Genomic DNA, 24,491 nt, shown 5'->3' with positions numbered 1-24,491 from the left:
CTCCTCTTGGAGCTCGTGCATATTCTCGGTATAGTCACTCCTGCTTCATCTATATATAAAATGCTACAGTGGTCTATTTTTGAGACTTTATCGATAAATTGCTGCCTATCTTCTTGATTGCGCTCTTGATAGAATGTGACTTTTTTTAAAGGTTATTTTTAGCTGTCTTAATCTATACCAAATTGCACTTATCCCAAAGCCAAGGTTTTGTTTCATTTCTGCTAGTGTGTGATCTGGGTGTTTTTTGACATATTCTTTGAGTATTTCTGGATCTATTTTTCGAATAAAACCAGTACTTTTTACCGCTTTGAGACCTTGGCCAGTAGCTTTCTTTTTTAGCCATCTATATAGTGTCTATCTCAAAAACCTCTGCAACTTCAACCTTTGACTTTCCTTTTTCTACCAAAGACACTGCTTTTTCCCTTAAATCTACACTATATACCATCGCTTTCCCTACTTTAAAAAAACATATTATACCTTTATCATTCGCTTTTGAAAATACTATAGTTAGCGGAATGACGGTTTTTCAAATTGTCGGTAAATCTAAGTCAGTTTAGCTATAATTTCCTAAATTTGCTCACAATCTCTTGACTTGACACATATGTTTTTTTCCCAAATGTTACTATCTTCCTCCTTTTCCTTTCTCAATTTGTGCAACCATTTCCTTTACATTTGCATGCGTGAGAAGGGAATTTTTGCTGATATGAGATTTTGGATCAGATTTTGCTGTTACGTGTTTCGTTGCAGATCTTTTATTCTCTGTTAGAAATGAATGAGATTGTTTTTTCTTCACACCGATATCCGCTTGTGCTGCTGGAGTGGTTTTGCTTTCAGCAAGCTGTACATTAGCATTTCCTTTTGCTTGATTTTGCTCAAATTTTTCTTTTAATGCCTTTACTTTACTGCCCATCTCGCGATTAGCTCCTCCTTTCATAGTAGCTGCTGCTACTTTTGGTATCGCCTTACCAGCAGCTTTTTGTGCTGATTTCCTATTGTCTTGATTTTCAGATTTTAGTGGTACTCTTTCAGCTGATTTTTTAAGAATTACTCCTACTACTTTTGGCTCTGTGCTTACTTTTTGATTAGCACGGCTTAGATTTTTAGGCTTTGGCGGTACTGCAGGTTTATCTTTGATTACCACTTTCGATTCTTGTCTAACTTCTTGACCAGTAGTAAACATTTTTTTTGGCACTTGCGGTGGTTTTGGTGGTACGAGGGATTGAGGTTGTTGTTTCTGCTTACGTTCTCTTTTTGCTTCTATATGTTCTTTAGGAACTGTTGCATAAATTGGCTCTTCTTTGGGCGATTTTGAACTCTGCGAATTTTCTATTAAAATTTTACTCTTCTTCTCTTGATAATTTGATATCTCTTTGTATACAGACTCTTCATTTAATGAACTTCCATAGCCTGAATCTTCTCTCTGCTCATATAAAGGATTTTCCTTTTGCTTTTTCTCTTGATAATTTGATATGTCTTCATATTCAGACCCCTGATCTAATGAACTTTCATAGCCTGAATCCTCAGAAGGATTTTCCTTAGCATCAGGCATACTAAAACTATTAGCTCCTTTTAGTAAAGAAGATGTAGACTTTGCCTTGCTTTCTCCATCTGAGGATATTTCTGATTTAAAGCGTACCTTCCTCGAATCTGGAGCAGCCGGAGGTGCTGTTGTTGGTCGCTTTATTTGCCTCATGCGATTACCACCTAATTTTTCTTTCGGCTGTTCTTCTTTTCGCAGCTCAAAAGTACCTTCCTTTTGCTTTCTACCTTCCAAACTCACTTCGTGTGATCTATCTTTTCCTTGACTCTTTTCACTTTGTTCTAAATTTAAAGAATCTTTTAAAATATTATTTTTTCTGAAATCTTTTTCTAATTGTTCCAAGAGATCAATTTTTTTTAAAATTCTTGTATACTTAGCTGCTGTTTCTAAAGTGAAACTTGACAACTCATCATTTACAAAATTACTTATACTACTGTTCTTGGTTGGAAAATTTTTTCCCAAAATTCTATTCATTAATGTTTTAAAAAGACCTAATGGCTGTTCTACATAATTGTTCAAGTCAGTATATATAACAAACTCAGCTATACCTTTTGCCTCACCTGTAAAACCTTCTAATGCATGAGATAAATCCCTTAACGTTTTGTTATATTGTTTCTCTGCATTTCCTAGCTTTACAGCTTTGATCAGAGAATCGAGATTTTTTTTATAGTTCTCACTTTTAAATGGATTATTCATACTAATTACAGCTCATTATTTATTAAAATATAGATCTAAAATATTAAGATCTAGTAAATATTACTTTTGTAATTCATGTAGAACTATAGCTATAATAAGTAAGATTCCCTACGTCATACCGCCGCGGTATCTCCAGATCCCGCTAACAACTTACTATTACCCACAAATATGAGGTTCGTGAGCAAGTCGCCATCCTTCTGCTAAATCAAAGAGACGTTTATATCCTTTCCAAAGAACATAAGGTCCTGGTTCTGGGTCATTTTTTCTTGCTAAATGGCCTCCAAGTTCATGAAACAGCTTCTTTTATGTTGGGAACTACACTTGGACATGGTTTTCTGTGTATTTTAACGTATAAAACTTTCCATTCCTCTTCAGCTAATAAGGTAGTACATGGTAATGTTGGGTTAGCCATACGCGTCAAGTTAAGGAAATAAAGGTATGAAAGAGATAGAATAATAAGGTATAAGTTCTCCCAGATATACTTTTAGTGAGAGAACCAATGAATAAAATAACTTGCTTATCAAAAAAGCTCAAAGAAATTTTTAATGAAAAAGCAGAGAAAATCTCAATTACAACAAGGTTTATAAAAAGAAAGAGAAAGCTAAAAGGTTCATCATTCGTAAAAGCCATGGTCTTGGGTAATATAGGAGTTGATAATTGTAGCGTAGAAACAATGTGTCAATTACTAAACGAGGACTCGATAGATATAACAAAACAAGGTTTGGATTTTAGATTTACTGAAGAAGCAGTGGAATTTATGAAAAGGATGTATAATGAATCTGTGATTCTCTTTAAAAATATCTTGCAAGTTGATTGCAAAATCTTACAGCAATTTAATAGTGTTAAATTATTGGACAGTAGCTATATTACTCTACCTAACAGTATGGAAGAGATGTATAAAGGTTATGGTACTAGCTACAGTGGCTATGAAAGCAATACTAAGTCTGGAATAAAGTTACAATTAGTTTTCGACTACATGAATCAGATAATAGACCAACTTAATTTAACGGAGGGGGTAAGATCAGACCAGGGATATAGGAAACATTTAAGTAATATATTAAGCAATGATTTGCTAATATCTGATCTCGGTTATTTTGTGCCAAGTTCTTTTAAACAAATCAATGAAATAGGAGCTTATTTCATAAGTCGTTATAAATCCGATACCAACATATATGATGTAGAAACAAATCAAAAAATGGAGTTATTAGAATGTTTAGAGGATAAGTTATTTTTAGAAAACGAGGTATTGTTAGGAAAAGAAGCAAAAATTAGAGTAAGAATTATATGTCAGAAACTAACTGAAGAACAGTCTATGGCCAGAAGAAGGAAAGCTAATAGATTAGCAAGATCGCAGGGATATACATCCTCTAAAAGAAATCAAAAATTGTTGAACTGGTCAATATTTATAACTAATGTTCCAGAAAATAAAATTAGTGCTGAGCAAGTATTAACGATTTACAGAGTAAGGTGGCAAATTGAGTTATTATTTAAATTGTATAAAAGCCATATCAGGCTTGATAAGCTAAAAGGAAAGCCATGCAGAGTATTATGTGAACTATATGCTAAATTGTGCGCAATTCTTATATTTCACGGCATAGTTGGTTGCACAGAAGTGAAAAAGAATACAGAACTTAGCTTAACAAAGGCATTTATTGAGCTAAAAAGGCGGGTTAGAGAGTTATTTTTAGTATTAACCAAAATTAATAGTTTAAAAGCATTTCTTAAAAAACTCACTATAACTTGGTCGCGATTTTCATTAAAAGACAAACGTAGAAGGGCTAGAGTATCCACTTTAACCTCTCTAAATTTGCTCACAATCTCTTAACTTGACGCGTATGGTAGTGGTATCTCACTAATCCAATTATTTTTCTCCCGATCTAGCCTATCATCTAATATAGCCTGCCTTATTGATGCCATTAACTTATTCATAAAGAAAATATTATGAATGGTAACGAGCGTGTAAGCCAGGAGCTCTTTAGCTTTCAGTAAATGGTGTATATAAGCTCTTGAATGTTTTCTGCAGGTAAAGCATAAACAGTCACTTTCAATTGGGTTGTTGTCCAGCTCAAATTGTTGATTCCGCAAATTAATATGCTCTTTGCACTTTGAAGAAATAGAATTTCTGTTTTTTACTTTAACAAGTGCGCCACCATGCCTTGCTAAGCGGGTTGGATGCACGCAATCAAACGTGTCAATTCCAAGCTCTACTCCGCGAAAGATGTCCACAATTCCACCAATACCAAGCAAATGAGTAGGCCTGTCTTTTTTCAGGTGGTCCATAGTGAAAGAAACTACATCATGCATCTGCTCTTTACTTTGACCAAGTGATCCACCTATTGCTTGACCAAAAAATGGCAAATCGTTGATAAAATCACAACTTTCTCTACGTAAATCTTGATACACTCCGCCTTGACTAATTCCATACAGTGCCTGCTTGCCATTATTGTTTTTTTCAAATTCATTTAAAGAACGTTCAGCCCATCTGTGGCTCATGAGCATTGATTTTGCTGTGTATTCTTTGCTTACGTGAAATGGAGTGCATTCATCTAAAACTAGGATTAAATCTGCACCTAATTTCTGTTGAATTTGTACAGATTTTTCAGGAGTTAAGCAATAAATTTTACCATTAATGTAAGAACGAAAAATTGCCCCATCCTCATTAATTTTGATCAAAGTTTTTTGTTTTTTTCTTATTCCTTTTATCTCTTCCGAAACTGATCCGTGGCCTAAGCTAAATATCTGATATCCACCTGAGTCAGTTAGCATTGGCCCATTCCATCCTATCATCTTGCGCAAACCACCAAGTTTTGCAACAGTATTCTCTCCTGGTTGAAGCATTAGGTGATAGGTGTTGGAAAGTATGATTTGGGTACCAGCTTCACTTATTCTTTCAATATCTGCAGCTTTAATTGCAGCTTTTGTTGCGCAGAATATAAAAGCGGGGGTTTCTACGCTTCCATTTGGAGTTTTAATTGTTCCAACTCTTGCAGAACCTGATTGCTTGATTCTCTTGAATGAAAATTCTTCTTTCATCTATTTGCCTGAAAGTTCTATTATGATGTTTTCTACTTTCTCAGGAGTAAGATTTTCATAGAAGTCATTATTGATCTGCACAACGGGAGCATTAACGCATGCACCTAGGCATTCAACTTCTTTTAAAGTGAACAAATTATCTTTAGTAGTCTCACCGATATTGATTCCAAGTTTTTTTTTAAAGGTATTTAAAACTTCTTCACTATTGCACAACCAGCAAGGAGTTGTTCTACAAATTTGTATTAGATATTTGCCTACTGGTTTTAAATTATACATGGTGTAAAAATTTGCCACTTCATATACACGAATATGTGGAATATGCAGCATATCAGCAACATAACGCATAGCAGATTCAGAAACCCATCCGCATTGCTCTTGAACCAGATATAGTAAAGGCATAACAGCACTACCTTCTCTACCTTTGGGATACATCTCTATAAACTTTCCCGCTTTCTTGAGGTTTTCTGATGTAAAACTAAACTGCTCTTCTTTTTCTATCATTCATGAGACTCGTGTAAACTTTAACAGATTATACCTGTAGAACCAATGATTGCAATTGTTGGTTTTTTGAGAAATAGCATAAAGCTTCTTAGCCCTCTTCAAGCTTATATTTACCTTTTAGTATAAAATATTATATTAATTTTTTAATTTTAGTTAAAATTTTCATTGACATTAACACACAGGAGTAATCATAATAGCATTTTATTAATATTTTAAATAAAATTATGTCTATATTAAGAAGATTGCTCGGGATCAACTCAAATACACCGGAAATTAAAGAAGCGATAGGTTTTAATCCAACAAACGTAGCATTAATTGAGGGGAATGGAGTTGCTTACGGACTCAGCTATCAAGATAATGGTAATGGGAGCAGTAAAGTAAAATTACTTATTAGTCCATTATATCAATCAAAAACATACGAATGTGGTACAAATATCAGCGTAGCAAATGAATTTAAAGATCAATTATCTCTCACATTAATAGAAGATTCAGCTGAAATAGATAAAGTTGGAGTTATCTTTCCTGAAGAAGGAATTAGCGAAGAAGGAGAAAAATGCGTTAAAGGCTTATCTTTTAACACTTACGGAATTAAACAATCAGTTAATACTCCTTCAGTTGAACATTTAGATAAAAGAAAATTACAAAAGAATATTGATAATAATAGTCTTGCAAATGTGGGCAATAGTTACTTTCAACCAAGAGCAGTGAAAGTTGGTAATGGTGACGTAATTGTAATCGCCCATAACTTAAAGGATCAAACTTTAGTTTCTTGGTACTTAAAGTCAAGCGAGAGCGGAAAATTTAAGGTATTGACTGGAGAAAAAGGTGTTACAGAAAGAAAATTGTTCAATTTTGATAATCAGGGGCAATTGGCATTAAATGGAAACACGATGCTTTATTCGCAAGTGAGCAAAAGTATTACTAAGGAAAATCAAGAGGTGAGAAAAACACGTATTTTTAAATTTGATATGGCTAAAGTGATTCAGGGTCTGAAGGATGGAGTTAATGGCTTTTTACTTGGTAATCGAAAAGGTCAAATAGATAATAAAGCACTATCTCTTTCTAGAGAACATGAAATAAGCTTTTTGCAGTATGTTGAACAAACGGAAGGAAATGATCTAGTTGCTTTTCTTGAAAATGACCAATCAGCTAATGAGCAGAGGTTACATATAGCAACTCTACTTAAAAATGGATCAGTGTCAGATTTTCCTATCTATCAATTTACAGATCCTATAGAGCAATTATATATTAAAGGCAACGGTCAGGGTGGTTTTATCGTAACTGCGGTAAGTGGAGAAAATATTGTAACTTTTAATCAAAACGGCTCTGGAAAATCTTCTGAAGCAACAATAATACCGGCAAATAGCATCAAAACTCTCAGTGATTTTGTTAATATCATTAACGGTCGATTAACGCCAGATATTATTTCTAGTAGTACCGTGGCTCCTATAACTGTTGCAGAAACGGTTGTGACTTCTAAGAAAACGCCGACTGCTGCAATTACTAGCACAGCAGAAACCGACGCTGTGAAGATTACTAAATTGACAACGGAAGCCGTTGCACCTACTTCTACAATAAGTAAACCTTCAACGGACTCAACCACTATCGGCTGAGAGCCGAAAGGTTGGATATAGCGCTGGAAGCGCGGTGAGAAGCTAAAGCTACTCCAATCTTATACTAGATATAGAATGAGGCTGATGTGCATCTGTATGTTTATTGATGTACTCATTAATGACTTCATCTGTGATATGTCCGCTGGTAGCACTAAAGTATCCTCTTCCCCAAAAACGCTTTCCCCAGTACATTTTATTTAGCTCTGGAAATTCTTGTTGAACTTTGCGTGAAGACCTGCCTTTGGCTCTTTGAACAAAATCACTCACAGCTATATGAGGAGGTATTACTACGAATAAATGTAAATGATCTGATGATATTACTCCGTTTTCTATCTTAATCCCCATTTCTTCAGATACTTCTGCTATGATTGTTCGTATTCTCTCCTTCATAGCCTTAGTTAATACTCTGTACCGATATTTTGTAATCCAGACTATATGGTACCTATGATAAAATACAGTGTGTTTTCCTTTGTCATATTCCGTCATAACTATACTTTATAAAGTACAGTTATGACATTGACAAACTAAAGTTTCTCCACCTAGAAGGTGGAGGCTTGTACCATCTTATGGAAAGTCAACGACAGTAGCAAAAACAACTACTACTTCACAAGCGACCACGGTTGCTACAACGTCAACTAGTGTGCCGATAGTAACTTCAGGGACTGAGACAAGTACTGTAAAACCTACAGCAGCGAATGGTGCGTCGACTTCTACGATGAGTAAACCTTCAACAGAGTCAACGACTCAAACAAGTACAGTAACAGTGAAGCCAACAACAGAAGCCGTTGCACCTACTTCTACAACGAATAAACCTTCAACAGAGTCAACGACTCAAACAAGCACAGTAACAGTGGAACCAACTGCGCCAACAACAAGCTCAGAGAAAACTACACAAACAGTATTTAGTATACCAAGTACTAGAACAAAAGAGTCAACAACTCCTATATTCACCACGACTTTACTTCCTCAGTCTACTTCTTCACCACAACCTACTCAACTTGCTATAGGGTCTAATAAGGCAGGAATGATAGGGGGATCTTTGGTTGGAGCAATAGGTATTGTTGGAATTATAGGATTCATAGCATATAGATATGTTAAGGGTCGTAATGCTGCTCCTGTATTAGAACTAACTGATTTGGGTTATAGAAGGCGATCATCTTCAAGTAGCGATGAAGAAATTTTTACCACTGGTAACAGAATGCGAACTATATATCAATCTGAAACAGTGCTAAATAGTATATCAGTAGAAAGTAGTAGTCGATCAAGAAGTAGCTCATCGTCTTCAAGCGGTGGACCAGGCTCTTGACTAACTGAAGCGGAGTCTAAAAGTGAAAAAAGCTTATCTTGGGATAGTGATGATGTGCCGGAATATCACCTTTAGCTATTTGTCTAAATGTTTTTAATATGTAGACTGTTAGGAAATTGTCTTTTGCTTTTGTGATTTTCATGTTAAAGTATAATTCCTAGGTGAAATAAGTAGCTGCTGTTGTGTGATAAACATAGCAGAGGAAAGTCCGGGCTCCAAGGAAAAATAGTGACGGGTAATGCCCGCCGGAGGTAACTCCAGTTATAGGACTACAGAAAATTACCGCCTAAAATATTTTTAGGTAAGGGTGAAAAGGTGTGGTAAGAGCACACCATGGCAATGGCAACATTGGTAGTCGAGTAACCAACACTAGGAGCAAGATTAAATAGAAGTAGATTTTATGTTTTCCTCATATCTACTCGGGTAAATCGCATGCGGTAAATGGTAACATTTACTCCAGATAAATAGCTACATAAACAGAACTCGGCTTATATTTCACCTAGGCGTTCACATGATACGTGCGATATAAGCCATGCTATATTTAAATGTGTAGGCATTTCATGCGTTGTCCTTCACTTGTTCTGCTTGATAGCCATCACTACTTTCGCCTACATTAACATTAGAATATTCATCATCATCAATATACTCTTTCAGAACATACCCTCTGCCCCAAACGGTTTCTATGTGGCTTTTTCCATCATTTGCACTTTCAAGTTTCTTACGTAATTTGCACATAAAAACATCAACTATCTTGTTATCTGAAGGTTCATCCAAGCCATTGTAAAGATGATTTAAGAACATTTCTTTTGTTAGTACTGTTCCTTTACGCAGTGCTAGCAATTCTATCATAGAATACTCTTTATTAGTAAGGTGAACCGTTTTACCTTTCACCTCAACAACCCTGTGATCAAAATTGATATTTATATTACCAATCTTTATCACCGATTCAGGATGGCCTTTAGTACGACGCACTATGGCCTTAATTCGAGCTAATAACTCGCTTTTATGAAATGGCTTGGTTAAGTAATCATCGGCACCATACCCGAGTCCTTTAGCTTTGTGATTGACAGCGGATATGCATGAAAGTATTAAGACAGGAACTTTGATTTTTGCACTTCTTAGTCTTAACAATATATCATATCCGTCAATATCACCAGGTAAGTGTATATCTAAAATAACCAGGTCATAGTAATCTCCGTTTGAGGAAACCATATTATTGTTATAATCTTGTGCAGAAGTAACAACGTCACAGAAGTGTCCATCAGAAGTTAAGGCGTTAACCACAGTCTTTGCACTTACTTGATCATCTTCAATTAATAATATACGCATATTTTACACCCCATAAATAATTTATAATTTTAGTAATATATATAACTAAGGAAAGTAATAAATCAAATTTTTATTAACAAATGATCAAAATTACACTTATTAATTAATAGTAAATATATTGTTCCAAAGTTATATAAATAGATCTAAAATATAATAGACATACCATGATAGTAATAATATTTTTAGTAAATATTGAATTAAAGTTACTATTATTAAAAGAATACTTCGGTTAATAAATATTTAACTATTCTATATGTCTGTGTTATATTTTTAATTTACTTATCCTACTATTTTAAAGTATAAGTAATATTTCCAGGAATATTGTGTGGCAATATCAATTTTAGGTGCTGGTGCATGGGGTACAGCAATCGCAATTTCATTAGGTAGTAAGAAAGATGTGATTTTGTGGACTCACAATGAAACTACATTTGAATCAATCAACGGGAAAAGAGAAAGTGACAAGCTACCCGGTTGTCGAATTTCTGATAATGTGTCAGTAAAATTGGCTATTGAAGACACAATTAATGCTTCAGTAACAATCCTCGCTGTTCCCACTCAGTCTCTGAGGAAGGTATGTCAGCAATTGCATAATTATAATCTGAAAAAAGATGTAGCAATAATTTTAGCTTGTAAGGGAATAGAAAAGTCTACATTAAAATTACCTAGTGAAATAGTAAATGAAATTTTACCTAACAATCCTATTGCTATTTTTTCAGGTCCTAGCTTTGCTGTAGAAGTTGCAAGAAAATTACCCTATTCAATGGTTCTTGCATGCCAAAATAACACATTAGGTTCAAAGCTAGTATCAGAGCTGCAACAAGAAAATGTTAAATTGGAGTTTAGTAACGACATTATAGGAGTACAGATTTGTGCAGCGTTAAAGAACGTTTTTGCTATAGCGTGTGGGATTGTTCTAGGTAGTAAACTTGGGTTTAATGCTCATGCAGCATTGATTACGAAAAGTATGAGCGAAATTAAGGCTTTATACTCAGCAAAAATTGGTGACGGTAGTGTGGATATAAATACACTACTTGGGCCAGCATGTCTGGGTGACCTAATTATGACATGCACATCCTTGAATTCAAGAAACTTATCTTTTGGGTTTAAAATAGGTAATAGTGACAATGGCTTTAATGTTCAGCAGATTTTGTCAGAAGGCAAGTCAGTGATTGAAGGTTTTAGCACTGCTGAGTCCATATTTAATTTAGCAGGAAAGCTAAAGATAAAAATGCCTATATGTGAAGCGGTCTATAGATTATTGTATGAAAGCGCCTCTATAGAGGATACTCTTTCTGTTCTTATAAGTTAATTTTGTATTTGGATATATTGTGAAATTTTTATATAAATTAATATCAACGTGGTGGCTGTCTGGAACAGTAAAAAAAATGCCAGGTACTGTGGGTAGTTTGGCTTCTTTTCCGCTTGTTCCTGTAATCCTGAGCAACAAAATTTTAGGTGCAGCAATTATTTCTTTTTTATTCTTAATTGGATTATGGTCTACAGGTAATTATATAAAACATTACAAGACTTCATGTGATCCAAAAGAGGTAGTAATTGACGAAGTGGTTGGTCAATTGCTGACGATACTTTTAGTTTCGATATTGTTAAGCCAAGAGATGAATTGTTCTTCATTGTTGTTGTGCTTTTTTTCTTTTAGGTTTTTTGATATAATAAAAACGTGGCCTATAAATTTAATCGATAAAAATACCAAAGGTCCTTTAGGTATTATGCTAGATGACGTTATAGCTGCAATTTTAGCCTGTGTTCTTATAGGAGCCTTTTATTGTTTATTGTTGGTGTATGCAGGATAAAAAAATTTATTATTCAAGCTTAATTGTTCAAAATCTAAAGGATTATATACTGTACACAGCGAATTTATCTGAGTGGGAAGTACACGATGAATTTGATAACATCATATTTACAATAAATGGTACCAGGGAGTCATTATTTAATTTTGTGTTCTGTGGAGATCAATGTACCGAGCTTTCTATACAAAAAACTCTAGATTATCTCAGAATAAGAGATATAGAAGCAACATGGGTAATAAATTCACATATGAAAATAAGAGATATTTTAGAAAAGTGTGAAATAAAACACGTTAGCACACCAAAAAAAGCTTTACTTAATATGAAAAATTACTTTCTACCTGCTGATGTTATTCCAAACTTGAGGTTAAATGCTGTGAATGGTAGCAACCTCTTAGAACAGTTAGATCTACACACTTCTAAAATTTTTTATCATGGCGTTGGAATTGTCAGCACATTTTTTCGCGGATTATCAAATTATGATGATAAGAACTCAAGATTAAGATTTTTTCTTGTAACACTAAATAATGAAATTATTGGGACATGCGGTCTTTATGTTCAAGATAGCGTAGCTGGTTTTTATAGTGATGGAGTTTTACCAATTTACAGGAATCGTGGAATAGGTACCCAAATGGTTTTAGAAAGAATAAAGATAGCTAAACAGCTTGAATGCAAATATATAGTAGCACATTGTATGAAATCTTCTGTGAACCTTTATAAGAGATTGGGCTTTCAAATGTTAGGCAATCTTTACTTATATACCTCTTCAGCATAATTCTGAGCGGTTACAAATTTTTACATTTGTTTTAAAAGTGCTATGTTTTTTTTGTATGAAGTGGTTTTAATATTGATTCTAATATTATTCTTTCTCTCTTATTCTAAATTAAAAATTAGTAATAAGATTAAGAACTTACAGCATCAAAATGTTATCATAAATAATTTAATTGATACTGTGAATGATGGGTTTTATATTTGGGATGCAAAAAAACGTATAGAAAAGTTCTCTCCCAATTTACTAATTTTGCTTAATACTGTTTTTTACTCATTTAATGAGTTTGTGAATTTTTTTGAGCAATCAGAAAGCTTAATCAAAAATTTTGTTGAGGCAAAGGAAATAAATAAATCTTTTACTCTAGATTTAAAGTCAAAAGACAGTGAGGTTTATTGCATATGTTACGGTAGAAGCATAATAGATGATTCTAACAATGTGATAGGTGTGCTGTTATGGATAAGGAATGTCTCAGACTGTAAGATAAAGGCTAACGGACTTGAGTTAGAAAATAGTAAGCTTACACAGGAAGTGGAGAGCTATAAAAACGTTTTCAACTCTTTACCATTTCCAATACTAAGATATAACAAGAGTAGAAAGGTGGAATTTTATAACTTGTTTTATGATAAATATGTAGATGGTTCTAAGAAATTTGCTATTACCGGTAGCGCTCATAGCACAAAACCAGGAAGACATGTCATAACTTATAAGAACGAACCTAAGGTTTTCGATTTTGTTAAAATTCCAATACAAGGTTCTGGTAGCATAGTAATGTATGGGAAAGATGTTAGTGATGCAGAGAAATTATATACTGAATTAAACAGTTATTTAGCTACACAGAAAAATTTGCTTGAGAGGTTACCGGTTGCTATAGTAATATATAGTAAGAATCAAAAGCTAAAATTTTATAATAATGCTTTTATAAAAACCTTTCAATTTGACCCAAAATTTTTGGCATCTTACCCAACTTATCACGAAGTTATGCTTTACCTCTTCGAATCTAAAAAGCTTTTAGAAAAAGAGGATTTTCAAACTATTAGTAACCAAAGACATGAGTTGTTCAAAAAATTATTTGAATCGTACGATGATACGATGCACTTCACAAACGGAAAAGCGTTCAGGGTATTAACAATACCCTACGCTTCGGAAGGTTTGCTGTTCTCTTACGAAGAATGCAAAAGATAATACTTAAACTCCTTCTCTCTCTACCATGAGCTGTTTTACTTTCGCTATTGCTCTTGCTGGATTAAGTCCTTTAGGACAAGTTTTTGTGCAATTCATTATTGTATGACAACGATACAACTTGAATGGGTCGTTTAAAACATCAAGTCTTTCACCTGTCTTATTATCACGGCTATCAGCAATCCATCTGTAAGCTTGTAATAGTATTGCTGGTCCTAAAAATTTATCACTATTCCACCAGTAGCTTGGGCAACCAGTCGAACAGCAAGCACATAATATACAGTCGGACAAGCCATCTAATTTTTTTCTATCTTCAGAAGATTGAGAGTATTCTTTATTTGGTAGGGCAGGCTTATCTGCTTGTAACCAAGGTTTAATTGATTTGTATTGCTCATAAAATTGGCTCAAATCCGAGACTAGGTCCTTTATTACATACATGTGAGGTAATGGATATATTTTTACGTCACCTTTTATATCATGTATAGATCTAGTACATGCAAGAGTATTGGTTCCGTCAATATTCATGGCACAAGATCCACATATGCCTTCTCTACAAGAACGTCTGAAAGTTAAAGTCGAATCTATTTCATCCTTTATTTTTATTAATGCATCAAGTACCATAGGGCCACAACTATCCATATCAATAAAAAATGTGTCTATTCTAGGGTTTTTCTCGTCATCAGCAGACCAACGGTAAATTTGAAATCTTCTGATGTTTTTTGCTCTAGCAGGAATAGGATAAATTTTGCCCTTTTGATTAATTTTAGAATTCTTTGGCAAAGAAAACTGAACCATATCACTTACCTTTTATTGTTTATAGCTAAAACCCTTTGTAGATAACATATTTTATTATCATCTACTATATTTTTATTAAATTCCTTTTAAATCGCACACATATTGTAGCCAAGCGAAGCTAAAATCTCTCTTTCTAGATTTTTCATTATAATTTCTTCATCTTTTTTTTGGTGATCATAACCAAGTAAATGCAGTAATCCATGCACTAACATGTGTGCAATGTGAGCAAGAATGGGTATATAATACTCATGCGATTCTCTTTTTATTGTGTCTATTGAAATTGCTATGTCTCCTAAATCGCACTCATTAGACAATTGTTCATACGGAAATGATAGTACGTTAGTTGGCTTATCCATTTCTCTAAATTTTAAATTAAGTTGATGTAGCAAGTCATCATCAGCCAGAGCTATTGATATATTTGGTTTATAGTGGTCTATTTTTAATTCTTTTAGAGAAGCATTGATGACACCTAATACAAAATTTTTAGGATTTTCTATAATGCTGCACCATTTCTTGTCAAGAATATTTACTTCTAACATGAGTGACACATCAGTAAGGGTGTCATGCAAATAGCTGACACTGGAATCCAAAAAAGAAGAGTTATAGACCCTTGTGTCATGTACACAACTGTACGAATATTGTACACTAGAAGGATGTCATCCCAGTGTCTAGGCACTGGGATCCAGGAATTTTGATTAGACATCAAGTTAGTGAATATAAAAGTAGCTAATCTTATATTAAAACACAACGGCTTTAATGTGGTTGCATTAAGGCTGGATTCCAGTGTCAAGCACTGGAATGACACCTTTGTGTTTGATGCAAAATCGGCTATAACGTTTAATGCACTGCCTTCGAGACAAATATTCATACAGCTGTGCGTTGTGTGCTGAGATGACATCATTTAGGAACTGAAATGACAGGTATTACACATCACTCATCCTTATTATTTCATTCCATTCAATTTCCGAAACTGGGGCAATTGATAAACGTGGTTGTTTTAATATAGTCATATTTTTCAAAAGTGGGTTTTGTTTTATATTATTCAACGTTACTTGGTTATTTAAAGGTTTCAAAAACTTTACATTCACTAATCCGAACTTGGGATCATTAACATGATAATACTCTTTAAATACTTCAACGATTCCAAGTATTGCTTTCTCTTTACCTGTATGATAAAAAAACGCAAGATCGCTTGCTTTCATAATTTTCATGTAATTTTGAGCTTGATAATTGCGCACACCATCCCACTCAACTACCTGCTCCTTTTCCATTTTTTGCCATGAGTATTCACTTGGCTCTGACTTAAGTAGCCAAAATTGCATTATTTTTTTCTTCTTAAGTAAGCTGGTATATCATAGATATTGCTGCCCCACTTAGCTCCTTCGCTTACCTGTTCAGCTGGTTTTGTTTCCAGTGTTTTGTCTTGTGTACTTTCACTTTGACTATATGGCCACTTAAATTTCTCTTTCTCTGAGTCTTCGCTCTGACTTATAGGTGAAGTTTCTGATTTATTATTGCGACCATCAATGCCAGTTGCAAGAACAGAAACTCTAACTCTTCCCTCCATCGCTTGATCAAAAGTAGCACCAAATATTATATTTGCATTTTCATCTACTTCTTCACGCACTCTATTGGCTGCAGCATCAACTTCAAACAGAGTCATATCTCCGCCACCAGTAATGTTAATTAATATTCCTTGCGCACCTTTCATTGATACATTATCAAGCAATGGATTAGATATTGCAGCCTCTGCAGCACTAATTGCTCTATCTTCTCCTTCTGCCTCTCCGGTGCCGATCATCGCTTTGCCCATCTCGCTCATTACTGTTTCTATATCAGCGAAGTCAAGATTGATAAGCCCTGGCATGACCATCAAGTCAGTTACTCCTCTGATGCCAATGTGCAGAACATTATCAGCAAGTTTAAATGCATCAGAAAATGTAGTTTTTTCATTTGCAATTCTAAATAAATTCTGATTTGGAATGACAATAAGTGTATCCACGTATTTTTGCAGTTCTTCAAGTCCAAGCTCTGCAATGCGCATACGGCGCACACCTTCAAAACCGAACGGTTTAGTTACAACTCCAACAGTCAATATCTTTTTTTCTTTTGGCGCTCTATCCTTAACTGCGGCTCTTGCTTCTCTGGCTGCTTTTGCAATTACCGGTGCTGCACCGGTTCCAGTACCACCGCCCATTCCTGCTGTGATGAAAAGCATATGACTATCTTTTATATGCTCCATAATCTCATCAATTGACTCTTCTGCTGCACCTTTGCCAACATCAGGCAAAGCACCAGCACCAAGCCCCTTAGTTAAATTAATGCCAAGCTGAATTTTTTTATCACATAACGACTTTTCTAGTGCTTGAGCATCGGTATTTGCGACAACAAAATTCACTCCTTGCAAATTAGATTGGATCATGTTATTCACAGCATTTCCACCAGCACCACCCACTCCCACAACGGTAATCCTTGGGTGCAATATAGGTAACTCCGGCAGACTAAGATCAATAGACATTTAAATTACTCAAATTTAGCGAATTCACTTGATAATAAGTTACCGCTTTTTTAATAATATGCAAATACTTTTCACTTCTATAGGCGTAAACAGTAAACGGGATTTACTTATTCTTAACATTTATACTAATAAGTGCCGTTAATTATAATAACTAGATTCTTAGATGACATCACTTAACCGATGCAAAAAATAGAAAACGTTTATAAAAAGGGACAGAAACCTATCCCTTTTTATTTTGTTAAAGATTATTAGCTTCCTTATCTTTCTCTTCCCCTTTCAATGCTTCAACCGCAACATCTTTTAATTTTGAGGCAATTTGATATGTTCCATAAAGAACAGCAGCTGCAGCAATTGCCATTATGGCACCCGCAACTATCTGACCAGCAACACCTGTTCCGATAAATCCAGGTAATGAAGCAGCTATTGCTTGATTTGTTCCAACAAAGTAACTGGCAGTCTTAGCAAGAAACCCAGAAGCTTCTGCTGCACTAACAAAGCCTGCTTTCATATGCATTGCTGTAAAGACAACACTTGCAACTGCAAGCGGAAATAATGCTGTTCTCCCTTTATTATGCATAGCGTACTGACCAGCTCCACCAGCTCCACCAGGAATTCCCCAGTATTTTTCAGCTCGTATATATCCTTCTGAAATAGCATGAAAAATGCCATCCCCTTTTCTATACTCATAATTTGTTAATGCCATAACTCTACTCCTTAAATAGAATGTTAAAATTTCATTAAGGAAGCATATAGTAAAAAAAATTGCCTGTCAAGTAAACTAATTTTTTAATATACCTTTATTCTGTAATTGAGCGCTTCAGCAATGTGTGCTCTTTTTACTTCTTCACTTTTTGCAAGATCTGCAATAGTTCTTGCAACTTTTAATACGCGTGTGTAGCCTCGATTGGAAATGTAATTTTCTTTCAGTACGTATTTTAGCAATTCTAACCCTGCCTGATCTGGTTCAGTAAATTTATTAAATGCTTCACCGCTTACTTCTGAATTGCAACGAATATTTAATTCACTATAGCGCTCAGTTTGAACTTTTCTTGCTGCTATCACTCTTTCTCTTATGATTTTAGTACTTTCTCCCTCCACAGAGATTTCAGGAGAGAGTATGCTAACGTTTGGCATTTCAATGCATATGTCTATTCTATCAAGCAATGGGCCTGATATTTTGTTTTTGTAATCTGTGCCACACTTTGGAGCTTTGTTGCACGATCTGCTTGCATCACCTAAATAACCGCACCTGCAAGGGTTCATTGCAGCAATCAGTTGAAAATTTGCAGGGTAGGTTATGTGAGCATTTGCCCTTGCAACGGTAACTTTTCTATCTTCAAGTGGTTGGCGCAGAGAATCAAGCACAAGTCTTGGAAATTCTGGCAACTCATCAAGAAATAACACGCCATTGTGAGCCATGGTAATTTCTCCAGGTTTTGCATTCTTTCCTCCCCCTATCATCGCTGGCATAGAGCATGAATGATGAGGTTCACGAAAGGGACGAGTTACTTTGAATATTTCATTACCAGTTTTTGTTATGCTGGAAATAATATTAACATCAATCATCTCCTGTTCGGTTAAATCAGGCAGCAATCCTATAAAGCGCTTAGCAAGCATTGATTTTCCAGTACCAGGAGGGCCAACAAGAAGCATATTATGCCCACCTGCTGCTGCAATTTCAGCTGCTCTTTTTGCAACAACTTGGCCTTTGATATCCTTCATATCGGGAACCAATCTTTTTTCTTTGGGTGCATCACTATAATTAAAAATTACTGGCTGAATTAATTGCTCACCCTTAAAGTGTCTGATAATATCAGTTAATTTCTCTATAGCCAGAATTGAAACATTCTTCACCCATACAGCTTCTACACCATTTCCTCTCGGGCAAATTACTCCTTTATTGTCCTTTTTTGCATTAATTGCTGTTGGCAGCACACCTGAAACTGGAATAACTCTGCCATCAAGGGCAAGCTCACCCATAATGATATAAGACTGAACTTTTTCAACTGGTATCACATTCATTACAACAAGTAGTCCAATAGCAATAGCCAAGTCATAATGACCATACGCGTCAAGTTAAGGAAATAAAGGTATGAAAGAGATAGAATAATAAGGTATAAGTTCTCCCAGATATACTTTTAGTGAGAGAACCAATGAATAAAATAACTTGCTTATCAAAAAAGCTCAAAGAAATTTTTAATGAAAAAGCAGAGAAAATCTCAATTACAACAAGGTTTATAAAAAGAAAGAGAAAGCTAAAAGGTTCATCATTCGTAAAAGCCATGGTCTTGGGTAATATAGGAGTTGATAATTGTAGCGTAGAAACAATGTGTCAATTACTAAACGAGGACTCGATAGATATAACAAAACAAGGTTTGGATTTTAGATTTACTGAAGAAGCAGTGGAATTTATGAAAAGGATGTATAATGAATCTGTGATTCTCTTTAAAAATATCTTGCAAGTTGATTGCAAAATCTTACAGCAATTTAATAGTGTTAAATTATTGGACAGTAGCTATATTACTCTACCTAACAGTATGGAAGAGATGTATAAAGGTTATGGTACTAGCTACAGTGGCTATGAAAGCAATACTAAGTCTGGAATAAAGTTACAATTAGTTTTCGACTACATGAATCAGATAATAGACCAACTTAATTTAACGGAGGGGGTAAGATCAGACCAGGGATATAGGAAACATTTAAGTAATATATTAAGCAATGATTTGCTAATATCTGATCTCGGTTATTTTGTGCCAAGTTCTTTTAAACAAATCAATGAAATAGGAGCTTATTTCATAAGTCGTTATAAATCCGATACCAACATATATGATGTAGAAACAAATCAAAAAATGGAGTTATTAGAATGTTTAGAAGATAAGTTATTTTTAGAAAACGAGGTATTGTTAGGAAAAGAAGCAAAAATTAGAGTAAGAATTATATGTCAGAAACTAACTGAAGAACAGTCTATGGCCAGAAGAAGGAAAGCTAATAGATTAGCAAGATCGCAGGGATATACATCCTCTAAAAGAAATCAAAAATTGTTGAACTGGTCAATATTTATAACTAATGTTCCAGAAAATAAAATTAGTGCTGAGCAAGTATTAACGATTTACAGAGTAAGGTGGCAAATTGAGTTATTATTTAAATTGTATAAAAGCCATATCAGGCTTGATAAGCTAAAAGGAAAGCCATGCAGAGTATTATGTGAACTATATGCTAAATTGTGCGCAATTCTTATATTTCACGGCATAGTTGGTTGCACAGAAGTGAAAAAGAATACAGAACTTAGATTAACAAAGGCATTTATTGAGCTAAAAAGGCGGGTTAGAGAGTTATTTTTAGTATTAACCAAAATTAATAGTTTAAAAGCATTTCTTAAAAAACTCACTATAACTTGGTCGCGATTTTCATTAAAAGACAAACGTAGAAGGGCTAGAGTATCCACTTTAACCTCTCTAAATTTGCTCACAATCTCTTAACTTGACGCGTATGGTCATAATGACTGCCTTCTTTCAGCAAATCCGCAGGGGAGAGATTAACTGTAATTCTTTTTGGAGGTAGTAGTAGATTGATTGAATTTAACGCTGCTCTGATGCGCTCTCTGGATTCTGCAACAGTTTTATCCGGCAAGCCAACAATATTGACTGCTAGTACAACATTGCATAATTCTATTATGCCTATTTTGATCAAAATTTGCAAGACTTTTTATGCGAAATACTATGTATAAGTGGTTGTGGTTGATTTCAATTTGATGAATTAACATTCTAATAATATTTTGTTTAGTCTGCCAATCTACCAGATCAAGTTTTGATTCAACACTTGAGGAAAAGTTTTTCAAGCTATCTGTAACAAGGCTCAATTCTTGTTGTAACTTCTTTTGATCGAGTGTTCTTTCTTTCTCTTCTTCAATTTCTTTCAAATGTTGTTTCATTGTTGTGATTCTTGGTTCAAATTCTTCTTGGCTTATAAACCCTTTGGCATAGCTATCAATAAATTTTTTGATACTTAATCTTAGCTTACTTTCTTGCTTTTCACGTGTTTGATTATGTAAAGGCTTTTTGTTCTCTGACAATCTACGTTGATATTCATTTGCAATCCTATCTGGCTCTTTCAGGATACTCTTGACTTCTTCCCATATAACTCCATCTAATACATCAGTGCGTATTGATTTATTATCGCAGATTTTATTGCCATTGAATTTGCTAGAGTTTGTACCAGAGCAACGATAGTAATAATATGTCGACTTTTTATGAACGTGGTTTGTACCGCAATAAGTATATTGACAACGTTGACATACCATTAAACCTTGCAATAAATATGTTTCTCTTCTTTGTCGTACTCTTGCTCTTTGCCTATTTTCAGTTAGTTGTGCCTGTACTGAATCAAATAAAGGCTCATTGATTATTTTTGGTACTGGAATATAAGTCCAGTTCTCTTTATCACTGTTAAAGCGACCACTTTTAAGTTTACCACAAGTTCCTTTTTTTGACTTTTTTACTTGTGGTTTTGAGCATGTCCTAGTTTTACCATAAGCTGCTTTTCCTATATAAGCAGGATTTCTTAACATGTTCCAAATAGTGCTCCTTTTCCAATACCTTTTTCTTGTTCGTGTTATTACCGGTATCTTATTCAGTTCATGTACAACTTCTCCTATACTTGCTCTTTCTTGGCCAACCCGACTAAATATTTTACGCACTATATTTGCCTCTTCTTCATCAACCTCAAATTGAGCACTTCCTTCACCTACATGTTTTGCTATGTAGCGATAACCGTAAGGCGCCCTACCCATCACACTTATACACCCAGCTTTGGCCGCATGAAGTTTACCTCTACGGTTTCGTTCCATAATCTTTGCACGTTCATACTCTGCTATTGCTCCCTGAATCTGTAGAAATAAATGGGAATCCGGATTATCATCAAACTTATGATTCAAAAATACTATTTCAGATCCAGCCTTTTTAAACTCTTCGAGTAAGATCATTTGATATGAAAATTTACGTGATAGCCGATCAGGTGAATGAATGTATATCTTATCAATCTTACCTTCTGCTACTCTATCACGTAAACTCTCTAAGCCAGGACGTTCTAAATTTGATCCACTGTAACCATTATCGATGAACCTATGCTCATCTAACAATTCATGTCCATCACTACTAATGCGACGCTCCAATTCTACAATCTGACTCTCTATTGTATTCTCCTGTGCCTGTTGTCTTGATGAAACTCTTGCATACAAGCTTACCGTTGTCATTTTCTTCTACCTCCTTTGTTTTACATTTCAATAATTGTTCATAAGCATTTGCCAAATATGTACCCGCCAACCTGTGAGGTTCATAACGGCAATTAATAGTTAATTCCCCTTTTTGCATGTTTTTCTTCCTGTGAATTTTTTTATAGGTTAGGAGACTTCTATTAAACTAAACCAATGCACACCTTATTGTAAGAAAGCTATCTAGTTTACACACATTCTCCCTAATTAAATATACAAGATTTGAAAAAATTATGTCCAAAAAATCTTTGCTTAAATTATCATATTATGTATGATATAGCTTATTTAAAGTATCATGAATGTTTATCCAAGTAATGAATTCTGGGAGAGTGATTTAGAAGTTCCTGTTAACCTTTTACTAGAACGTTTTCAGGATTCTAATGTACGTCAATTTTGGTTAGATTCGCTTTCTGGTAAACAACTGAGCATCATTTTTCAGCATTGCTTTAAAAAGCATTTAAATGGGCAACTTTTTCAGGACGGAGATTATGACGATAGATCCACTCAACAAAAACGTAAGATACTTACCAGTTACTCTGACTCTCTTTTTGACTATTATCTCATTAGCTACTTTGATCGTACAAAACTTGAGGCTACAGTTAGTGAAGTAGCAAGATTTGCTCTGACTGAGAAGTTAATGAGATCGTACCTGGTAAAAAACAATACCAAGTATGATAAAAGATCCTTATTGTTTTTACTATTTCACATAAATTGTGAACTTCTAAAATCTGTCTATCACTTTGATAAAGTACAAAAGAAAGGTTTCGTATCATTTGCTTTACAGAAATCACCAAGACAAATACATACTTCATTTAAGGAATTTATGTCACAAGAAGCTGTAGAGCAGATACTTAAGGATGATGACCAGTTGCAGGGTTTTTTCCATCACCAAGATCGAATATATATGTTTGTACGTCGAGGAAGTGACATGGATTTACTGCTTAATTCAAATAAAGTTGTTCATGGTCATAAACCTGAGTGGATGATTTTAGATTTTTCGCTTGATGGTACACAGGTTAATCTCTGTGCTAAAAATACTAATAAAGCTGTGGAAATAGCAAATAGCATTGTAAGTGGGTATTTTAACTGCGAATGTACTTTCGTAAATATAAAAGATAAGAACTTTCCACTACAAGTGCATAAGTTTCTTCAAGCATGTATAGATGGTTCTGACCCTGACATTTGTATATTTGAGTTAAATTTTAAGTCAGATTATTTTAAAAATAGTAATACATATCTTACTTTAAGTGTAAAACCGTATGATCCTATTGCACCAGAGTTACATATTTTAAAGCCAGCTATTGGCAACATACTACAATCTATTCAATCAGCTAAAGTAATGTTCCAAAACAAAAAGGTAACATTTTCTTTCAAAATAAGTGGGGAAGTTTATTATTCAGAGCATCCACTCAATAAAAAAGAAAGAGAGGACCTGAAGAAACATATGGAACAATCTTATGGTCTTAAAATTCTTTCACGAGCAAATTGCTGATCTTTTAAGTTCAAATGGTTCCTGGATTAATCCAAGCCAAAATCATATTAAAGCAGCAAGATACTTATTCGATCTTGGATTGATAAAAATGCAAGAAAGGTATTATATTGTTTGCTCTCGTGAAGAAGATCATCTTGATTGGCCAAATGTAATTGATTCAAGTTGTAGCAATGAGATTTTTATCGATTCAGACTTTGATGAAGCATGTGATGACGCTATTTGTGAAAACTGTTCTCGTCATATTCTGCCTAATACTTATCAAAAACAGAGATTTCATCTCTTATCCATATACTTAAATACAGAAAAGGTCATAGACTGGTTTGAAACAAAGTTGAATGATTCAAAACTTATGTGGGAAAAAGTGGAAAAAGGAGTTTATTATATTTGTAATCAAGGTCGTATTGTAAATCTAATAATCCTTGATTTTTGTACTGATGCGATATTTTTAACTATAGATAAACTTAGAGTCCACCCTAGAGTTCTCATCACTCTAAAAAAAGATATACCAAATCTATTACTGAATCTATATGTAGTGCCAATGGTGAAACTGTTTTGTCAGCTTAAGACTGTAACTGAGATCATACGCGTCAAGTTAAGGAAATAAAGGTATGAAAGAGATAGAATAATAAGGTATAAGTTCTCC

21 protein-coding genes, 1 other RNA gene and 5 pseudogenes are annotated in these 24,491 nt (G+C 34.4%); 11 read left to right on the top strand and 16 right to left on the bottom strand.

Features of this window, described 5'->3' with window-relative positions; translation table 11 throughout:
- Positions 1 to 105: 105 nt before the first annotated feature.
- The 4 genes and pseudogenes from OPR50_RS08695 to OPR50_RS08020 form a co-directional block, all read right to left on the bottom strand.
- Positions 106 to 294: pseudogene (locus OPR50_RS08695) on the bottom strand (IS630 transposase-related protein); the annotation flags it as partial.
- A 49-nt stretch (positions 295 to 343) separates the two neighbouring features.
- A complete protein-coding gene (locus OPR50_RS08030) occupies positions 344 to 445 on the bottom strand; it encodes an IS630 transposase-related protein (RefSeq protein ID WP_213863610.1) in 102 nt (33 codons plus the stop codon).
- A 177-nt stretch (positions 446 to 622) separates the two neighbouring features.
- Entirely contained in the window at positions 623 to 2,236 is a 1,614-nt protein-coding gene (locus OPR50_RS08025; RefSeq protein WP_155969333.1) for a hypothetical protein, read from the bottom strand.
- A gap of 156 nt (positions 2,237 to 2,392) precedes the next feature.
- Positions 2,393 to 2,642, bottom strand: a pseudogene (locus tag OPR50_RS08020) (IS4 family transposase); the annotation flags it as partial.
- A 93-nt stretch (positions 2,643 to 2,735) separates the two neighbouring features.
- Between OPR50_RS08020 and OPR50_RS08015 the strand changes: the two are divergent.
- A complete protein-coding gene (locus OPR50_RS08015) occupies positions 2,736 to 4,061 on the top strand; it encodes an IS4 family transposase (protein ID WP_265023871.1) in 1,326 nt (441 codons plus the stop codon).
- Here OPR50_RS08015 and tgt read toward each other — a convergent pair.
- Both tgt and nuoE read right to left on the bottom strand, forming a co-directional pair.
- Positions 4,058 to 5,269, bottom strand: a complete 1,212-nt coding sequence (gene tgt / locus OPR50_RS08010) for a tRNA guanosine(34) transglycosylase Tgt (protein ID WP_265024054.1) — start codon at positions 5,267 to 5,269, stop codon at positions 4,058 to 4,060. The genes OPR50_RS08015 and tgt overlap by 4 nt on opposite strands.
- Positions 5,270 to 5,770: an NADH-quinone oxidoreductase subunit NuoE gene (gene nuoE, locus OPR50_RS08005; protein WP_265024053.1), complete on the bottom strand. Its 501-nt coding sequence runs from the start codon at positions 5,768 to 5,770 to the stop codon at positions 5,270 to 5,272.
- 224 nt (positions 5,771 to 5,994) lie between these two features.
- Here nuoE and OPR50_RS08000 point away from each other — a divergent pair.
- Positions 5,995 to 7,374, top strand: a pseudogene (locus tag OPR50_RS08000) (hypothetical protein); the annotation flags it as partial.
- Between the two features lie 57 nt (positions 7,375 to 7,431).
- Here the strand turns inward: OPR50_RS08000 and tnpA are convergent.
- Entirely contained in the window at positions 7,432 to 7,869 is a 438-nt protein-coding gene (tnpA, locus tag OPR50_RS07995; protein ID WP_006279552.1) for an IS200/IS605 family transposase, read from the bottom strand.
- A gap of 154 nt (positions 7,870 to 8,023) precedes the next feature.
- Here tnpA and OPR50_RS07990 point away from each other — a divergent pair, with 154 nt between their 5' ends.
- Both OPR50_RS07990 and rnpB read left to right on the top strand, forming a co-directional pair.
- Positions 8,024 to 8,689: a hypothetical protein gene (locus OPR50_RS07990; RefSeq protein ID WP_265024051.1), complete on the top strand. Its 666-nt coding sequence runs from the start codon at positions 8,024 to 8,026 to the stop codon at positions 8,687 to 8,689.
- A 157-nt stretch (positions 8,690 to 8,846) separates the two neighbouring features.
- Positions 8,847 to 9,196: RNase P RNA component class A (gene rnpB / locus OPR50_RS07985), an RNA gene on the top strand.
- Between the two features lie 51 nt (positions 9,197 to 9,247).
- Here rnpB and OPR50_RS07980 read toward each other — a convergent pair.
- Positions 9,248 to 10,018: a response regulator transcription factor gene (locus tag OPR50_RS07980; RefSeq protein WP_010962797.1), complete on the bottom strand. Its 771-nt coding sequence runs from the start codon at positions 10,016 to 10,018 to the stop codon at positions 9,248 to 9,250.
- Positions 10,019 to 10,343: 325 nt separating this feature from the next.
- Here OPR50_RS07980 and OPR50_RS07975 point away from each other — a divergent pair, with 325 nt between their 5' ends.
- The 4 genes from OPR50_RS07975 to OPR50_RS07960 are packed head-to-tail and all read left to right on the top strand — an operon-like array spanning position 10,344 to position 13,777.
- The gene (locus OPR50_RS07975; RefSeq protein WP_264339466.1) at positions 10,344 to 11,327 is read left to right on the top strand and encodes an NAD(P)H-dependent glycerol-3-phosphate dehydrogenase; all 984 of its coding nucleotides are present in this window, start codon (positions 10,344 to 10,346) and stop codon (positions 11,325 to 11,327) included.
- Positions 11,328 to 11,346: 19 nt separating this feature from the next.
- Positions 11,347 to 11,829, top strand: a complete 483-nt coding sequence (locus OPR50_RS07970; RefSeq protein ID WP_006279290.1) for a phosphatidylglycerophosphatase A family protein — start codon at positions 11,347 to 11,349, stop codon at positions 11,827 to 11,829.
- A complete protein-coding gene (locus OPR50_RS07965; protein WP_265024050.1) occupies positions 11,819 to 12,598 on the top strand; it encodes a GNAT family N-acetyltransferase in 780 nt (259 codons plus the stop codon). The genes OPR50_RS07970 and OPR50_RS07965 overlap by 11 nt, the downstream gene beginning before the upstream one ends.
- 42 nt (positions 12,599 to 12,640) lie before the next feature.
- Positions 12,641 to 13,777, top strand: a complete 1,137-nt coding sequence (locus OPR50_RS07960; RefSeq protein WP_010962793.1) for a hypothetical protein — start codon at positions 12,641 to 12,643, stop codon at positions 13,775 to 13,777.
- 3 nt (positions 13,778 to 13,780) lie between these two features.
- Here the strand turns inward: OPR50_RS07960 and OPR50_RS07955 are convergent, their stop codons facing one another.
- From OPR50_RS07955 to OPR50_RS07930, 6 genes and pseudogenes are all read right to left on the bottom strand, one after another.
- On the bottom strand, positions 13,781 to 14,569 hold the full coding sequence (locus OPR50_RS07955; RefSeq protein ID WP_010082472.1) for a succinate dehydrogenase iron-sulfur subunit: 789 nt from the start codon (positions 14,567 to 14,569) through the stop codon (positions 13,781 to 13,783).
- 86 nt (positions 14,570 to 14,655) lie between these two features.
- Complete coding sequence (gene ybeY, locus OPR50_RS07950) at positions 14,656 to 15,108, bottom strand: rRNA maturation RNase YbeY (RefSeq protein WP_010082473.1); 453 nt, start codon at positions 15,106 to 15,108, stop codon at positions 14,656 to 14,658.
- 384 nt (positions 15,109 to 15,492) lie between these two features.
- Complete coding sequence (locus OPR50_RS07945; RefSeq protein WP_007549395.1) at positions 15,493 to 15,891, bottom strand: EVE domain-containing protein; 399 nt, start codon at positions 15,889 to 15,891, stop codon at positions 15,493 to 15,495.
- On the bottom strand, positions 15,891 to 17,087 hold the full coding sequence (gene ftsZ / locus OPR50_RS07940) for a cell division protein FtsZ (protein WP_010962790.1): 1,197 nt from the start codon (positions 17,085 to 17,087) through the stop codon (positions 15,891 to 15,893). Before ftsZ ends, OPR50_RS07945 begins: the two co-directional genes overlap by 1 nt.
- Before the next feature lie 238 nt (positions 17,088 to 17,325).
- On the bottom strand, positions 17,326 to 17,790 hold the full coding sequence (locus OPR50_RS07935) for a hypothetical protein (protein ID WP_264339467.1): 465 nt from the start codon (positions 17,788 to 17,790) through the stop codon (positions 17,326 to 17,328).
- A gap of 83 nt (positions 17,791 to 17,873) precedes the next feature.
- Positions 17,874 to 19,148, bottom strand: a pseudogene (locus tag OPR50_RS07930) (YifB family Mg chelatase-like AAA ATPase); the annotation flags it as partial.
- A gap of 92 nt (positions 19,149 to 19,240) precedes the next feature.
- On the opposite strand from OPR50_RS07930, the gene OPR50_RS07925 reads away from it, so the two are divergent.
- The gene (locus OPR50_RS07925) at positions 19,241 to 20,566 is read left to right on the top strand and encodes an IS4 family transposase (RefSeq protein WP_265024048.1); all 1,326 of its coding nucleotides are present in this window, start codon (positions 19,241 to 19,243) and stop codon (positions 20,564 to 20,566) included.
- Positions 20,567 to 20,579: 13 nt separating this feature from the next.
- Here the strand turns inward: OPR50_RS07925 and OPR50_RS07920 are convergent.
- Positions 20,580 to 20,738: pseudogene (locus OPR50_RS07920) on the bottom strand (magnesium chelatase domain-containing protein); the annotation flags it as partial.
- Positions 20,707 to 22,338 carry a recombinase family protein gene (locus OPR50_RS07915; protein ID WP_265024047.1) on the bottom strand — a complete coding sequence of 544 codons (1,632 nt, stop codon included), beginning with the start codon at positions 22,336 to 22,338 and terminating at the stop codon, positions 20,707 to 20,709. The pseudogene OPR50_RS07920 and the gene OPR50_RS07915, both read right to left, overlap by 32 nt.
- A gap of 313 nt (positions 22,339 to 22,651) precedes the next feature.
- Here OPR50_RS07915 and OPR50_RS07910 point away from each other — a divergent pair, with 313 nt between their 5' ends.
- On the top strand, positions 22,652 to 23,848 hold the full coding sequence (locus OPR50_RS07910) for a hypothetical protein (RefSeq protein WP_264339470.1): 1,197 nt from the start codon (positions 22,652 to 22,654) through the stop codon (positions 23,846 to 23,848).
- Complete coding sequence (locus OPR50_RS07905) at positions 23,814 to 24,452, top strand: hypothetical protein (RefSeq protein WP_265024046.1); 639 nt, start codon at positions 23,814 to 23,816, stop codon at positions 24,450 to 24,452. The genes OPR50_RS07910 and OPR50_RS07905 overlap by 35 nt, the downstream gene beginning before the upstream one ends.
- Positions 24,453 to 24,491 lie beyond the last annotated feature (39 nt).

Origin of the sequence: Wolbachia endosymbiont (group A) of Epagoge grotiana, assembly GCF_947251775.1 — a bacterium.
Lineage (GTDB): Bacteria > Pseudomonadota > Alphaproteobacteria > Rickettsiales > Anaplasmataceae > Wolbachia > Wolbachia pipientis.
Note: the sequence above shows the minus strand (reverse complement) of the source record. Positions and strands in the feature narration are given on the sequence as shown.